The organism is Rahnella sp. CFA14(1/10) (assembly GCF_004195095.1).
Classification (GTDB): Bacteria; Pseudomonadota; Gammaproteobacteria; order Enterobacterales; family Enterobacteriaceae; genus Rahnella; species Rahnella perminowiae.
Genome location: NZ_SEWS01000012.1, coordinates 109,649 through 123,580 on the forward strand (window position 1 = coordinate 109,649; position 13,932 = coordinate 123,580).

Consider the following 13,932-nt stretch of genomic DNA (forward strand, 5'->3'; position numbering starts at 1 on the left):
ATTACTTCCGGTTTTGCAGGTGACGCAAGCTTCCGTACAGCGACAACAAGAGTTGATATTCATCGGCATCAAAGAACTGACAGGTGCCGCGGCCGAACTCTTTCGCAACTTCAACGGCAAACTTTGCCGCCAGCGCGATATCCACTTCATGACTTGCCCCGGTGCCACAACCCGGTACAACCGATTCCGCCGTAATAGCCACACCGACCACCGGCACGGTGGTCGCCGTTGACGGTTGCAGAATGCTGTTCAGATGGTGCACACCGTTGCCGTAAGGCGTAATGTCCTGCGTGGTAATCGGGAAAGTGACCGCCGGTTTGCCGCTGGTCATTTCCATGATGCGCAGCAAATCTTCGGAAACACGCAGGATGTACCCCTCTTTCACCGTCGGCGAAATCGCGTATCCCTTGTGACTGATAATGCGGTTGCCTTTGGTGGTGTCGATGGACAGGATGGCGTCAACGCCGTCAACCACTTCATTATCATTCATGGTCACGTCATCAATCGGCGAATCCATGAAATCGACCGGATCATGCGGGCGGGTCGGTGCGTTCGGGCAAATATGGGTGGTAACAATCACATCGCCTTCGAGTACGTCCCCCTTGCGCTGCATGTCAGCAAGCTTGAGCGCGCTGGTGACAGCGGCAATCGCACCATCACCATCAGAAACCAGACCGATACGCGTCGGGCGTGCACCAATCCCGCCCAGGCGGCCGATAATCCCCAGCGTTGGCGCTGTACCGCCACGGCTTTTTCCCTGGCTGCCTGGTATGGTGATACGCACAAAATCAGTGCCACCTTTCGGGCCGTCAGCGCGGTGTGTGCTGGCGGTGATCTCAGGATAGCGGGCAAATAAGTCCACAATGTCCTGACCACTGACATGCGCACTGTCAATCAGTTCGAATACCGTTAGTGTCTGCTGCAAACTCATCACAAAGCCCTCTTAAAACATCGCGACCGGCGTATATCACGCAGTAGCCAAACGGTCGCGGGCGCTGTTCGTCGGGGAACAGTCAGGTGTTTAATACTGGCTGAACATCAGCCCTGGTGTTGGTGCGGTACTCACTACTTTTTGGCACTGAAAATCGAGGTGAAGAAGCTGTAGAGTGCGTCACCGGCAATAAAACCCGCCGCCAGCACTTCCATGGGCGTACGCCCTTTTTCACCCCAGATGCGGATAATGATAATGCGCAATACGATGCCGCAGACCACGGCCCATCCGGCCATGACGCTGTTGATCAACAAACCGGTCGCCAGCAGCACGCCAAGCTGACGTTTCGGGCCGCCAATCAGCTGAATCAATGCGCCCGGAATTGCCCAGATCAGCAGACTGTGCGCAATGCCCGGCTGGGCTCCGGCCTGAATAGTTTTGGCATAAACCCGCGCAACCGGCGGCACTAAATCCTGGGCGAAATAACCGTAATGAGCGTACCACACCACCGGAATGGCGATGATAAATGCCAGCAGTGCGGCGAATAACTGGATCCGGCGGCCATAAAGTTCAGCCTGCAAATCTTTGCCATAACCGCGCAAAATGAATCCGGCTTTCAGGTCAAAGCCCATATCCGCAAATGCCGGACCCGTTGCGGCGGTAAAACCGGTCAGCACGCACAACGCCAGCGGCGGGAAGCCAATCAGAATGCCGATAATTAAGGTAATCAGCGCCACAGCAAAGGCAGGGAACCAGCCGGAGTGCATCGCGGCAATACCTACGATCAGCTCATGGAAGAAGGCGGCAAACGCAGCGTAAATCACGAACGCAATCAGCATGCCGACCGACATTTCACTGTACAACCCGCCCGCCAGCGCCAGCAGTGCGGCGATGGCGATATAACCGAATGCGCCCAGGCCGAGCGCTTTACACACCTCTTTCGCCGGTTGAGTAAACGTGGCTTTGGCATCAGCGTTTTTAGCACGCACAACCTGAATCACCTGCAGCAGAGACACCAGCCCCGCGCCGACCATCATACCGTGCGGAATATACAAGGCGTTGAGATCCAGTCCGGCAACCGGCTGCGCATACGCGCGGATCAGCAGGCCGATACCAAACATGCTGAGCGCCCAGATGTTGCCGATAAATGCCGTACCAAAAGCCGCCATCGGGATTTTCAGCATCGCGCCGCCCAGCCCGACAATTACGCCTGCAACCAGCAGCCAGGCCTGACGTCCGCCGTTATCACCGGCTTTGATCGCTTCAGCTGCGGCAACACCGGGTGGCCAGGCATTGCTGGCCGGGAACACTTTGGTGTCAAACAGCCGATAAAGCAGGTAGGCATCAAGTAACATCGCTGCAGCCACACCGGTAAACATCGGCATGATCAGTTGCGGCTGCCCCATGACATAAGGGATAGCGATCGGCATCAGCAAACTGTTTGCCGCACCAAAGGTTGCGGAGGAGATCACGGTTTGCGCCAGGTTCTGTGTGTGAACAGAACGGTAACGGTGAAAAGCCTGCATCGGAATGCGCGCCAGTAACATGGCAAACAGTGCGCCGATAATCGACGTATTTGGCGTAACACCCAACGTGGTAATCAGTTGAACACCGATGATTGCGCCTAAAACAGACAACAGAATCATTACGATGAGCGTGCCAATATCCTTTAGCGGATTCTCCTTATTATTCTTTGCAGATTGATCTGACATAAGGCCCCTGGTGTTGAGCAAGTATTTCACATAGCAAATAATCCGGGTCCGTTACAAGTCATTATCCTGGCGGCTCTGTTGCCGTTTTAGATAAATGCCAATACTCATCACCCAATTTTTCGGCGATTTGCCGGGTTACAGCAATCAGCCCTTCTTTTATTCCTTCCGGAATGTCTTTCCCCTGTGCAGGTGAAGGGAAAGACAAACATAATCCAACGGTCTCATTACGGTGCTTATTAAAAATACTGGTGGCTAAGGTACTTATTCCCAGCAACGTTTCGTTGTTGGCAAATGACACACCGTTCAGCCGGACTTCCGCCAACCGGGATAACAGAACTTCCCTGCTGGCCGGTGAATTAGCAGAATGCACCTGATAGTGACCGCTATAACGTGCGAGAACATCATCATCGGTATACCGCGCAAGAATCGCACGCCCGATGGCAGTTTCATGCGCAGGCAGGAGGCTTCCGGCTGGCGTGACCACTTGCAGATACGTTCTGCCGGGAAACATGCGCATAACCATGATGTCGCGTCCTTCCAGCATGGAAATATAACCCGTGCATTGCGTCAGCTGGCTGAGTTGCGCCATATACGGTGACGCTAAATCGACCAGCGGAGTCGATAAATAATGACTGGAAACAGCCAGTAATAATCGTCCGATCCGGTACAGGCGGCTGTCAGGATCACGTTCCAGCAGTCCTTCTGTTTCCATCGTCATCAGTAACCGGGAAACCGTACTTTTCGGTAATTTTAAATTTTCAACGACATCACTGAACGACAAACCGGGATGCCCCTGACGGATCCCTTGTTTTGAAAATAGCTTCAGTACTGCCGCCGCATTTTCCAATGTAGTCATAAAGGCGCGAGTTCCGCTATATGGAACAAGGTTCCTGTTTAGTTAAATAAAAATTAAAGCTGATACGTGTCAGCGTCAAGTCGTTTATTTTTCACGCAGGATGAAATACACAAAGGAATATGCTTAAAGAAATTCCTAAAGCCATTAGATTGAGAGGAAGGAGAAATAAATGCCGAGTATTAATGAGGTGACTGATGTAAAAACCAGCAGATTATCGTGATTAAATATTACGCAAAATATAAAGAGCGATAGAAGCTTCAATGAGAATAATGGTAACCGACCAGATGGCGGGCATCACTTTGGCATGCTGGCTGAAGAACGACATTATGGATTTCATCATGAGTTCCGCTGTTAAGTAATCACATGGGTTATTATTTTACGCCCACCTATACATCAGTACAATACTTAAGCGTACGTGATCTCCGTCACGTCACATGGCCCGTTTTGTTTACACCGGCTTTTCCCGGAGCCACGGCTCAGAACGCGCAGACATAAAAAAACGAGCCACCGGGCTCGTTTTGTCAGATATCAGGGGAATTCAGCGCGCCATCGACAGCGCCAGTGCATCCATAATCAGATTCACCACCCTCTGCGGCTCCTGAGTTCCGTCAACGACATGATGGGCCGCCTCCTGATAAAGCGCTTCCCGCTCATTCAATACTTCCGTCATTTCTTCCGTGATCGGCTTGCCTGTTAATGTCGGACGCTGATCTTCCAGCGGTGCATCTTCCAGACGATTTGCCAGGGTAGATGCAGGGGAACGCAGATAAATGACAGTACCATTCTGGCCCATAAAGTCGCGATTTTCCCGGGACAGCACCACGCCTCCCCCTGTGGCAACCACGGTGAAGGGCGAGCAAATAGCTTTTAATGTCTCAGTTTCACGACGGCGGAAGCCCTCCCAGCCCTCACGCTCAACAATATCTGCCACGCTGAGGCCAGAAGTACACAGCAACGCCAGATCGGTATCGACAAATTTGTAGCCCAGCGCTTTAGCCAGGGCATTGCCAACGGTTGTTTTACCCGCACCACGTGCGCCGACCATGAAAATGGTTTGTGTCATTACCGCTATCCTTTATTCCCTGGGAGCCGTTAGCCCGCCTGATGAAAATCCATCATCAATATGAAGTATGTGTCAAAAATGGTCATTGTACTGCCCTGCATGCGTACTCGTCAGATAGTACAACAAAAAAGCCTCACTGGCAGATTTTTGTCACCTGCCGGTGAAGCTTCTGTAGCGTTTTATTTACGCCGTTAAGGGCATCATACTGAAAAATCCTTGCTGCGCAACGGCCTGCAATAAGCTTTGCGAGCCCTATCCTCTAAGTTGCTGTATCAGCGGGGTTTACAGATATAGACCAGGGCGGGCGGAAAATTCTTCACTACCCGGATTTTTTTCCAGGTGAAGTAGCGTGATAACAATTTCTCTGACAGAGGGCTGTACTGGAATAAAACCAGCACGCCGTCCTTTTCTTTCAGCTGTTGCCGCGTGGTCTGCAAAATTCTGATACGGGTACGCAGAGGCATCGAGAGCAATGGCAGGCAGGAAAACACAGCATCATACGACGTGCTCATATGCTCGGCTGAATGTGCCATCACCTGTAAACGGCGATCTTTCATCTGATTAAGCTTACGGATAAACGCGGGCTGGATTTCAAAAGCCTCAAGCCGGGCGTCTGCCCGCATACGGCTCAGGATGCGGCGGGTCAGAACGCCGTCCGCCGCGCCAAGTTCGGCAATATCCAGCGATGTCGTCCAGTCAATCTGACTGAGCATCGCATGGCACAACCACGGTGACGAGGGCATAAGGGTTCCCATGGTGCGTGGTGAAGTAATAAAATTCTGCAAATAAAAAAACTGGTTCTGAATCGAAATCCCGGTGTTCTTAATTGTCATTATTGCGGCATTTAACATTTAAACGTCCTCCTGGGGGATATAGACTTCAATATCACTTATAAATTCTTAAGAAATGATTATTAAGAATAAAAAAGTGCCAGGAAGTTTAATATAAATTAAATCCTATGAGATGATTCTCAAAATAAACCGGCGAAGAGAAAAGATAAAAAGAATAAAAAAGGCCAATGTCAGGTGACATTGGCCTTCTCAATTCCCTATAACACGATTGAGCCTAATAAAAATTAGATAAATCAAGCGTTTCGCTTTAAAATATCTGCTTATTATTTATACAACTCAACACTGGCACGGGTCAGACTTGAATCCCCCGGGGTATCCGCACCAATCACACGGTAGTGGCTCGCCCCTTTGTCGCTGGCAATCTGGTTCAGCTGGTCGTGCAAACTGCCCGGGATGGTGCTAGGCGCACTGACGGACACCATGCCCAGTGACTGATAAGTACCGCTTTGCGCCTGCATTTCTGAAATAGGCGTCGCAGCCAGGGCAGAAAATGAAGCAACAGTAATAGCAACAGCTGTAATTGCAGGTAACAGTTTCATATTACGCACCTTTCTTTCGTTAGTTTCGTTAATTAATGGGGGCGGAAGCAATCCGTTGAATTAATTATCGCCGAAGCAATGAAAGCGGACGTAATACAATGTAAAGAACTTAAACCATTGTGGTAAAAATAAGGAGAGTATGAAAACAAACATTTCTGCTAGCGTAAGCGCTGGAGAATCAACGATATTTAATGGAGAAAGTATGGAGGAATTTCAAAGTTATTTATAGTTCGCACAACTTTCGCACAAATCGACGCCAGCATGCAATCACTGTTATGATTATTTTGTATGAATTCTCTGTTGCAGTGACCGGCTGTCCTGTCAGGGTTACAGAGTTCGGTTTCCCGCGCGTGCGGAGAACCTTTGCATAATGATAAAAGGGAGTATTTATGGCGGGTGGTAGTCTTCTGGCCTTAATCGATGACATCGCATCGATTCTTGATGATGTAGCGGCGATGAGCAAAGTCGCTGCGAAAAAAACAGCCAGCGTGCTGGGCGATGATTTGGCGCTGAATGCACAACAGGTGACGGGAGTAAAAGCCGATCGGGAATTACCGATCGTCTGGGCGGTAGCCAAAGGCTCAATGATCAACAAAGCCATTCTGGTTCCGCTGGCCTTACTGATCAGTGCCTTTATCCCCTGGGCCATTACCCCGCTGCTGATGATTGGCGGCGCTTATTTATGTTATGAGGGTTTCGAAAAAATCGCCCATAAACTCATGCCGGGCGAGCATCCTGCTGAAGAAAAACCGGCCACCGCTGAAATAAAAAATGAAGCGGATGCTAAAAAGCATGAAAAAGATAAGGTCAAAGGCGCTGTGCGCACCGACTTTATTCTTTCAGCTGAAATCATCGTGATTTCGCTCGGTATTGTCTCATCAGCGCCGTTCCTTAATCAGATCACCGTGATGGTGCTGATTGCGGTGATAATGACTATCGGTGTCTACGGGCTGGTCGGCGCGATTGTCAAAATCGACGACGCCGGTTTGTATCTGAGTAAACTCTCCGGCGAAAACAGCATGATGAAGGGTGTGCGCGCCTTTGGTCGCAGCATCGTAAATCTCGCTCCCTGGCTGATGAAGGCACTGTCGGTGGTGGGAACTGTTGCAATGTTCCTGGTCGGCGGCAGCATCATCAGCCACGGCCTGCCGTTTATGCACAGCCTGATTGAACCCCTGACGCACGGCCACGAAAGCTGGGTGAATACACTGATTACCGGTGCCACTGATTTAGTCGTCGGTCTGATTGTCGGCGCGGCCGTGCTGGCGCTGGTGATAATTGGGCAGAAAATGTTCGGCAAGAAATCATAATACAGACGCTGTGCGCCCTTCCCTCTGTGAAAGGGCGCCTCTTAGGCTTTTATCTTCAGTGCTTCGATGCCACCAGCATCATGATATCACTGGTGAACGTACCGTCAGGCTGGATCTCAAAATGTTGTACCACCTCATCCGACATGACTTTTTGCAGTTCGCGGATAGCAACGGCGAAATGTTCCGGCGTACGCATACGGGCAATCCAACTGGTGAACTCCAGCGGCAGACGATCTGTCGTGACCTCACGGGCAATCAGCCCGGCTTCAGCCACCATATTCAGCCATTCACCTGGTGAATAATTGCAAACATGCGAGGTGTCGCGCAGCACTTCGACGGTTTGCAGATAAATATCCAGCAACGGGTGTCCCGGTGACACCACATCCATCATGATAAATTTACCGCCTGGCTTCAGCACGCGTGCCACTTCGCGCAGCGCCTGCCCGACATCATGCCAGTGGTGCGCGGAATAGCGGCTGATGATCACCTCAGCGCTATGATCCTCGAAAGGCAGCGATTCCGCCATGCCCTGTTGCACAGTGATATTGGTCAGTTGCTTATCCCGGGCAGCCAGCATGACCACATCCAGCATCTGCGCCGACAAATCGTAAGCAATCACATTTTTAACCACGCCTGCGGCAACAAAGCTGGCGTGCCCTGCGCCGCACCCCAGATCAATGACCTGCGCTTCCTTATAGGGTGCCAGCAAGGCAGCGAGACGTTGTAAATCCGCGCCCTGCGAATGAACCGCACTGGTCAGGTAATCCTGTGCCTGTGAGCCAAACTGCTTATCAACAGCCTCACTGTGAGTATTTTTGGTATTCATCATTGCTCCTGTCTGTCTTGTTTTTGTAATAAGAATCTGGGTTTCTCATGTTTCAAAATCACTATAGGCAGAGTTCTATACGAGAACAATATGAGCATTTATACTGGTATCAGTTACTTCCTGTTTAAGAGAATGTCATGACTGATAATGCAGAGTCGCTCAGCGGGCCGAAAGCGCTGGGCACGTTTTTACGTACTCACCGCGAACGTGTCACGCCTGAAATGGTCGGGCTTCCCGGTTCCTCCCGCCGCAGAACCAGCGGTTTGCGCCGCGAAGAACTGGCGCAAATCAGCGGGATCAGTGCAACGTGGTATACGTGGATTGAGCAGGGCCGCGATGTGTCCATTTCCGCTGCGACACTCGACAGACTGGCAAAAGCGCTGCGCATGGAGTCTGCCGCGCGCGAGTATTTATTCAGTCTGGCGTCGGTGAAAGATCCCCGGGTGTTGCCCTCTTCCGGCGCGCCGGACGCCGGCCTTAAAGATTGCGTCAGTCAACTCACCTGCCCCGGTTATCTGCTCGACAGTGCCTGGAATGTGCTGGCATGGAATCCCCAGGCAGGAGCGTTGTTCGGTGGCTGGCTGGGAGTGGATGAACACCCTAATCTGCTGGAGTTCATGTTCCTGCATCCGCTGGCTCGCCGGCTGGTCACAAACTGGCCGGAACGCGCCAAACGGGTGGTGGCGGAGTTTCGCGCCGAAACCAGTCATTACGCCCATTCGGAAGCCGTCCGCCAGTCGGTGATCAACCTGCGTGAGCGCAGCCACGAGTTCAACCAGTGGTGGTCACAGCAGGAAGTGCTGGCGCGTGAGGGAGGTGAACGGCGTTTCCATCACCCGCTTCAGGGTGAAATCTGTTACCGGCAACAGACCTTTTTCCCGGCCGGATATGCAGAATGTAAACTGGTGATACTGGTACCCGAAACGTAAAAAACCACAGCGGGCAGCCTGCTGTTTTTTCTTGGTTAATGGTCATTTTCACCAATTGACATACAGATGCCGGATATGTGAGGCTGACTTTTTTGGTTTGCTAAATAATTGGTTTCCCCAATGACAGGTTAACGCCCATGATGACACGCCAGATTTATCAGGATGAAGAATTCGAAATTCGTGTAGCGACTGAACTTGAGGCCGTCACGCATTTTGCGGCAGTTAAAGCGTCTGTAAAGGATATCGGCGCATGGGAGTCCTGGTGTACCGATAAATATTCGCATGAAGACAGCCGGAAATACCTGGCCGACAGCGAGCAGAAACGCCATCGCGGCACAGAATTCAATTTTTGTATCTTTGAGCGTTCAGGCGGTAATCTGATTGGCAGCGTGGGCATCAACCGCATTACGCCCGAGTACAAATTCGCCAATCTCGGTTACTGGATCCGTACCGGTTATACCGGCCACGGGCTGGCGACGCTGGCAGCCAGATCGGCGGCACGCTTTGCGTTTACTGAGCTGGAGCTGACCCGTCTGGAAATCGTGGTGATGGAGGGCAACGAACGCAGCCGCCGGGTAGCGGAAAAAACGGGCGCGATATCAGAAGGCCTGCACCGTAACCGGCTTTATTATCATGGTCAGCCATGTGATGCCTGGATGTATTCTCTGATCCCGGGCGATCTCTGAGGCTGACCTCACAAAAAGATAAGGCAACAAAACATGACTTTTTCTACCCATACCGTATCTACCGACTGGCTGGCGAAGAATCTGAACTCACCGGACGTGGTCATTATCGATTGTCGTAAATCCAAACCGGGCATTACACCGCCCATCGATTTCCACGCAAAATATCTCGAAACGCATATTCCCAACGCGATTTATGTGGAAGTCGACAGCATTTCTGATTGCAGTACCGGCCTGCCACACATGATGCCGACAGCGGAGGAATTCGCTGCGTCAATGAGCCGTTTAGGCGTGGCCGATACGCAAACCATCGTACTGTATGACGAAGGCGATCTCTTCTCCGCGCCGCGTGTGTGGTGGATGCTGACCAGTTTCGGTGCCAAAAGCGTACGCGTGCTGGATGGGGGTCTGAATGCATGGATTGCCGAAGGTAAGCCGACACAAAGCGGCGAGCACACCCGCGTACCCACAACGTTTAATGCCAGGCTGGTGCGTCCGGTGGTGGTCAGTGCTGGTCAGGTGAAAGACGCGATCGGCAAGGTGCAGATTATCGACGCCCGTTCGCTGGCACGCTTTAAAGCCGAGGCGCCGGAACCGCGGCCAGGGCTGCACGGCGGGCATATTCCCGGCAGCCTGAGTGTGCCGTTTACCGAACTGACGCAGGACGGACATCTGAAATCGCCATCAGATCTGAAGGCGACGTTTGAACGTCTGGGCGTCAATCTGGATAAACCGGTCATCACCAGTTGCGGTTCAGGTGTTACAGCCGCCGCCCTGGCATTCGGACTTGATTCGCTGGGCGTTAAAGATGTGCTGTTATATGACGGTTCGTGGGCTGAATGGGGGGACATTAACGAAGATTTCCCGATCGAAACGCACTGATCCTGTGATGCAGGAAAACGACAACCGGGCACCGCGCCCGGTTTTTTTATGCCGTTTTTGACAACTCAGGCATCAGCTCACTGACGCCGAGCGCCAGAGCTAACGCTTTCATCTGGCTGATCACCTGGTAGGCCTGTCGTGGAACTTCGGTGAATTTTTCAATAAGTAAGGGTTTACTGACCGGCTCATCCACAATGTCGTGCAACGCCTGCCGTAAAATCGCCAGATCCTCCGAAGAAGTTTGCGCACAGGTGATCATCGGTAAACCGGGCACAGCGGCGGTTTGTCCGATCACCTCCAGCCCGGTGAGGGAACGGGACCCGGTACGCCGCAGGAGTTCCAGCGTTACGCAGTCAATCGCGGCAAGATCGGCAAGATTTTGCTGAACGTAATGAAGCGATTCGCGGTGCCCTCCGGTGGCGGTGGCCTGTGAGAAAAACCTTCCGTCTTTGGCCAGCGGCGCGACCAGTGCGCGCAGGCTGTTATAACCTGACTGGGAATCGGTACTGTTAAACGCCAGCCGCCGGTGGCGAAAATCAGCCAGATGTAATCCGGCATCCTCCTCACGCGCCAGTAAAAAACTGCGATAACGGAAACCGTCGCAGCCGGGGGCATGGTAACTGAATGTGCCCACCAGCTGAACCTGGGGCAAACTTTCCATCAGCGGAAAACCGCAGGTCTGGCTGAGCAACAAATCCGGTGCCTGCCAGTGGCTGAATAAATCCTGCGGCCAGTTCAGCGCATCCGGTGTTGAAGCGAGGCCGAGTTGCCGGAGTTTTTGGCGTAGCACGTCGGCGAACGCTTCCACATCAGCGGGAGAAATCGCATACATCGGCAAAGACATCAGCATCATCTGGCCACTCCGTCAGGGGGTATCCTGCTGATAATCATAGTCGCTGAGCACAGGTTGCGCCGGAGATTTCCCGGCGGCAAAAGGATGAGCTTCAACATCTACAGGTATCTGCGTGTGATCGCGGAACCACTGGCGGTAACCATGCACGACGAAACCCTCGCTGCGCTGAATATACGCCTCACGGTCAGCGACGTAGACCTGTCGCAGCGCATACCACGGCACGCCGGGTAAATCGTGATGTACCAGATGATAATTCAGATTCAGAAACAGCAGACGCCACACAAAACCGGCTTCATTGAGCGTCGATCGGGCCTGCGGCAAATGCTCTGCGCGATGTTCAAAGAAAGATCGGACTTTGGTCAGGCTCAGGGCGGGATAACTTACTGCCAGAATAAAATACAGCGGCGATAACCCGCGTTGCGCCATCACGCTGAACAGGGCTACCAGCAATACGCCATGCATCAGCCACATACTCACCGTACGCCACTCGCCACGCAATACGGCCATCAGCGCGCCGGTCAGCGCACTCACAATATCTGACAGCGGGCCAATGAACATTCTCCCCGGCAAGGTATTGCGCAAACGGACAACAGTTTTCATCGCGGGTGACAGATTTTCCCAGGTTGTACGGCTGAAATAATAAGCTTCAGGATCGTCGCCGGGCAGCGTCAGATGTTCATTGCGGTGATGTTGCAGATGCGTATCCCGATACAGGCCATAGGGATACCAGACCGCCAGCGGCAGCATGCCAAATAACTGATTCAGCCAGGGTTTGCGGGTAGGGTGACCGTGGATGAGTTCATGTTGCAGTGACATATACCAGGTAGTGAACCAGATAAGCAGCGGTGTTCCGAGCCATGGACCGAGACCATGCCAGAAAAAAACGCTAGCGAACCAGCCGCTGTAGACTGAGACAATCAGCAACCAGGTGGGGATTTCCAGCCTCCACCAGTAATGGCGTGAGCGGAGAGTAATTTCGGCCCGCTGACGGGCGCTGAGGTAAAACGAAGAAGACGTCATAATGTGCCAGAGTCAGAAAGCCTGACACATTATCGGACAATGGATTGATGCCGCTAACTAACTTAAATCACTATCTATTGCCAGTTAGCGGCTAACAAACTCAGCCCTGCATATCTTTTTGCAATGCCTGGGTAAACTGTTCCATCGGACAGAAACCCTGCTTGTCGGTGGTACATCCTTCGATGTGCAACGTCACACGTTCCGGAGGATTTTTGAGGCTCAGCGCCACATTATTGCGGATCTGGCGGGCAGTCGGATAAACATATTCAATTTTCATCAAATCCTTATCCGCTTTTTTATCGTGCCAGCGCTGGAAGACCACCGTGCCGCTGATAGGCGTACGTTCATACTGCCCCGGTAACTGGTAATCCTGCGTTTTCAGTGCAGCCAGCAGGGAAGCGATATTCGAATCATGCCCGACCAGCACCGCCAGTTTTGCCTGTTGGGCGGCCTTCTGATCAGCGGTTGACGCCAGCTTCGGATCAAGCACACCGGCGATAAAGGTCAGCAACGGTTTAGCTGCGTTGGCCGCAATCGCTGGCGATCCGAACAGTGTTTCGTGATACAAATTTTTGATAGTTTCCAGCTTCGTCCATTGGTCTGGTGTATCAACTTTCCCCCAGGCAATATCCTTCATCGGGAAACCTTCGTAATACTGCAACATGAAGGCATCGGTTGCCCCGGTCGCCATTCGTAGCGGGCCGGTAATGCCCGGTTCCTTGCCCTGGGTCAGCACCACGTCTGACGGCTGCGAAGCCAGATCGCACTGTTTTTTCTCTTTGCAGATTTTACTGTTTTTATAATCGAGGATGCTTTCCAGCAACTGATAGTTCGGCTTGAGACGCTGATTCAGCCCTGCCAGTCCGCCCTCGCCTGCGTGCTGATTAATCGAGTTCAGGGCGCTGGTTTTGAAAGTATCATTCACTTCTGCGGTAATGATCGGGTTAAAAACGGGATCCATTTTGCCGATCTCTACGCGATTCAGCACCGGGACATCGCAGCCGGGGAAAGCCCCGCCGGTAAAGTGTTTCGCGGTATCAATGGTGCGCGGCAAACTGTTAGCGTAGGTAAAGACTTGCGTATTTTCAGGGCATCCGGCGGCAGGCAGCAGTTTGTCCTGCGCCAGCCAGGCACGGAAATAATGCCCCATATGTTCGGAAACCTGACCACCTTTTGGTGTCAGCAAACCGCCTTCGGTTTTCCACACCGGCCAGGTGTGCGTTGTCGATTCGGCAAGCACATCACCATAATTGACCAGCGGCGCACGGATACCGTGGCGGCTGAGCACCAGCACCTGTTGCAGTTCTAAATTATCGGACTGGGCAGCCTGAGCGACAGGCAAAGTGAGAGGTAAAACGCAGGCAAGTGCTGACAACGCAAAATAACGGGATGCTTTTTTCACGAGTGATCCTCTTGATGAAGTGTTTTGTAGATTCCCTGAAAACAAAAAACGCCGCAGAAGCCAACAGATTGATTC

14 protein-coding genes are annotated in these 13,932 nt (G+C 52.2%); 4 read left to right on the forward strand and 10 right to left on the reverse strand.

The features are described from left to right. Nucleotide 1: 1 nt before the first annotated feature. The 6 genes from EVX52_RS21780 to EVX52_RS21805 form a co-directional block, all read right to left on the reverse strand. Nucleotides 2-931, reverse strand: a complete 930-nt coding sequence (locus tag EVX52_RS21780; RefSeq protein ID WP_129952875.1) for a DUF1177 domain-containing protein — start codon at nucleotides 929-931, stop codon at nucleotides 2-4. A 134-nt stretch (nucleotides 932-1,065) separates the two neighbouring features. Beyond that, nucleotides 1,066-2,643, reverse strand: a complete 1,578-nt coding sequence (locus EVX52_RS21785) for an OPT/YSL family transporter (RefSeq protein WP_129992104.1) — start codon at nucleotides 2,641-2,643, stop codon at nucleotides 1,066-1,068. Between the two features lie 61 nt (nucleotides 2,644-2,704). After that, on the reverse strand, nucleotides 2,705-3,499 hold the full coding sequence (locus EVX52_RS21790; RefSeq protein WP_129952877.1) for an IclR family transcriptional regulator: 795 nt from the start codon (nucleotides 3,497-3,499) through the stop codon (nucleotides 2,705-2,707). 538 nt (nucleotides 3,500-4,037) lie between these two features. After that, nucleotides 4,038-4,562: a shikimate kinase AroL gene (gene aroL, locus EVX52_RS21795; protein ID WP_129952878.1), complete on the reverse strand. Its 525-nt coding sequence runs from the start codon at nucleotides 4,560-4,562 to the stop codon at nucleotides 4,038-4,040. Nucleotides 4,563-4,834: 272 nt separating this feature from the next. Next, the gene (locus tag EVX52_RS21800) at nucleotides 4,835-5,413 is read right to left on the reverse strand and encodes a class I SAM-dependent methyltransferase (RefSeq protein ID WP_129952879.1); all 579 of its coding nucleotides are present in this window, start codon (nucleotides 5,411-5,413) and stop codon (nucleotides 4,835-4,837) included. A gap of 263 nt (nucleotides 5,414-5,676) precedes the next feature. After that, nucleotides 5,677-5,952, reverse strand: a complete 276-nt coding sequence (locus EVX52_RS21805) for a DUF1471 domain-containing protein (protein WP_129952880.1) — start codon at nucleotides 5,950-5,952, stop codon at nucleotides 5,677-5,679. Nucleotides 5,953-6,341: 389 nt separating this feature from the next. Between EVX52_RS21805 and EVX52_RS21810 the strand changes: the two genes are divergently transcribed. Continuing rightward, nucleotides 6,342-7,262, forward strand: a complete 921-nt coding sequence (locus EVX52_RS21810) for a DUF808 domain-containing protein (RefSeq protein WP_129992105.1) — start codon at nucleotides 6,342-6,344, stop codon at nucleotides 7,260-7,262. A gap of 55 nt (nucleotides 7,263-7,317) precedes the next feature. Here the strand turns inward: EVX52_RS21810 and EVX52_RS21815 are convergent, their stop codons facing one another. Then, nucleotides 7,318-8,088 carry a class I SAM-dependent methyltransferase gene (locus EVX52_RS21815; protein WP_129992125.1) on the reverse strand — a complete coding sequence of 257 codons (771 nt, stop codon included), beginning with the start codon at nucleotides 8,086-8,088 and terminating at the stop codon, nucleotides 7,318-7,320. Between the two features lie 137 nt (nucleotides 8,089-8,225). Here EVX52_RS21815 and EVX52_RS21820 point away from each other — a divergent pair, with 137 nt between their 5' ends. The 3 genes from EVX52_RS21820 to sseA all read left to right on the forward strand — a co-directional run bounded on the left by EVX52_RS21820 (nucleotide 8,226) and on the right by sseA (nucleotide 10,582). Then, nucleotides 8,226-9,017 (forward strand): helix-turn-helix transcriptional regulator, encoded by a 792-nt coding sequence (locus tag EVX52_RS21820; protein ID WP_129992106.1) that lies wholly within the window; start codon nucleotides 8,226-8,228, stop codon nucleotides 9,015-9,017. Between the two features lie 137 nt (nucleotides 9,018-9,154). Then, nucleotides 9,155-9,703 carry a GNAT family N-acetyltransferase gene (locus EVX52_RS21825; protein WP_129992107.1) on the forward strand — a complete coding sequence of 183 codons (549 nt, stop codon included), beginning with the start codon at nucleotides 9,155-9,157 and terminating at the stop codon, nucleotides 9,701-9,703. A gap of 33 nt (nucleotides 9,704-9,736) precedes the next feature. Continuing rightward, nucleotides 9,737-10,582 (forward strand): 3-mercaptopyruvate sulfurtransferase, encoded by an 846-nt coding sequence (sseA, locus tag EVX52_RS21830; protein WP_129992108.1) that lies wholly within the window; start codon nucleotides 9,737-9,739, stop codon nucleotides 10,580-10,582. A gap of 46 nt (nucleotides 10,583-10,628) precedes the next feature. On the opposite strand, the gene EVX52_RS21835 is transcribed toward sseA, so the two are convergent. The 3 genes from EVX52_RS21835 to agp all read right to left on the reverse strand — a co-directional run bounded on the left by EVX52_RS21835 (nucleotide 10,629) and on the right by agp (nucleotide 13,857). Then, on the reverse strand, nucleotides 10,629-11,435 hold the full coding sequence (locus tag EVX52_RS21835) for a phosphate/phosphite/phosphonate ABC transporter substrate-binding protein (protein WP_129952885.1): 807 nt from the start codon (nucleotides 11,433-11,435) through the stop codon (nucleotides 10,629-10,631). Between the two features lie 12 nt (nucleotides 11,436-11,447). After that, nucleotides 11,448-12,455, reverse strand: a complete 1,008-nt coding sequence (locus tag EVX52_RS21840; RefSeq protein WP_129952886.1) for a fatty acid desaturase — start codon at nucleotides 12,453-12,455, stop codon at nucleotides 11,448-11,450. A gap of 100 nt (nucleotides 12,456-12,555) precedes the next feature. Beyond that, a complete protein-coding gene (gene agp / locus EVX52_RS21845) occupies nucleotides 12,556-13,857 on the reverse strand; it encodes a bifunctional glucose-1-phosphatase/inositol phosphatase (protein ID WP_129952887.1) in 1,302 nt (433 codons plus the stop codon). Nucleotides 13,858-13,932: the final 75 nt, after the last annotated feature.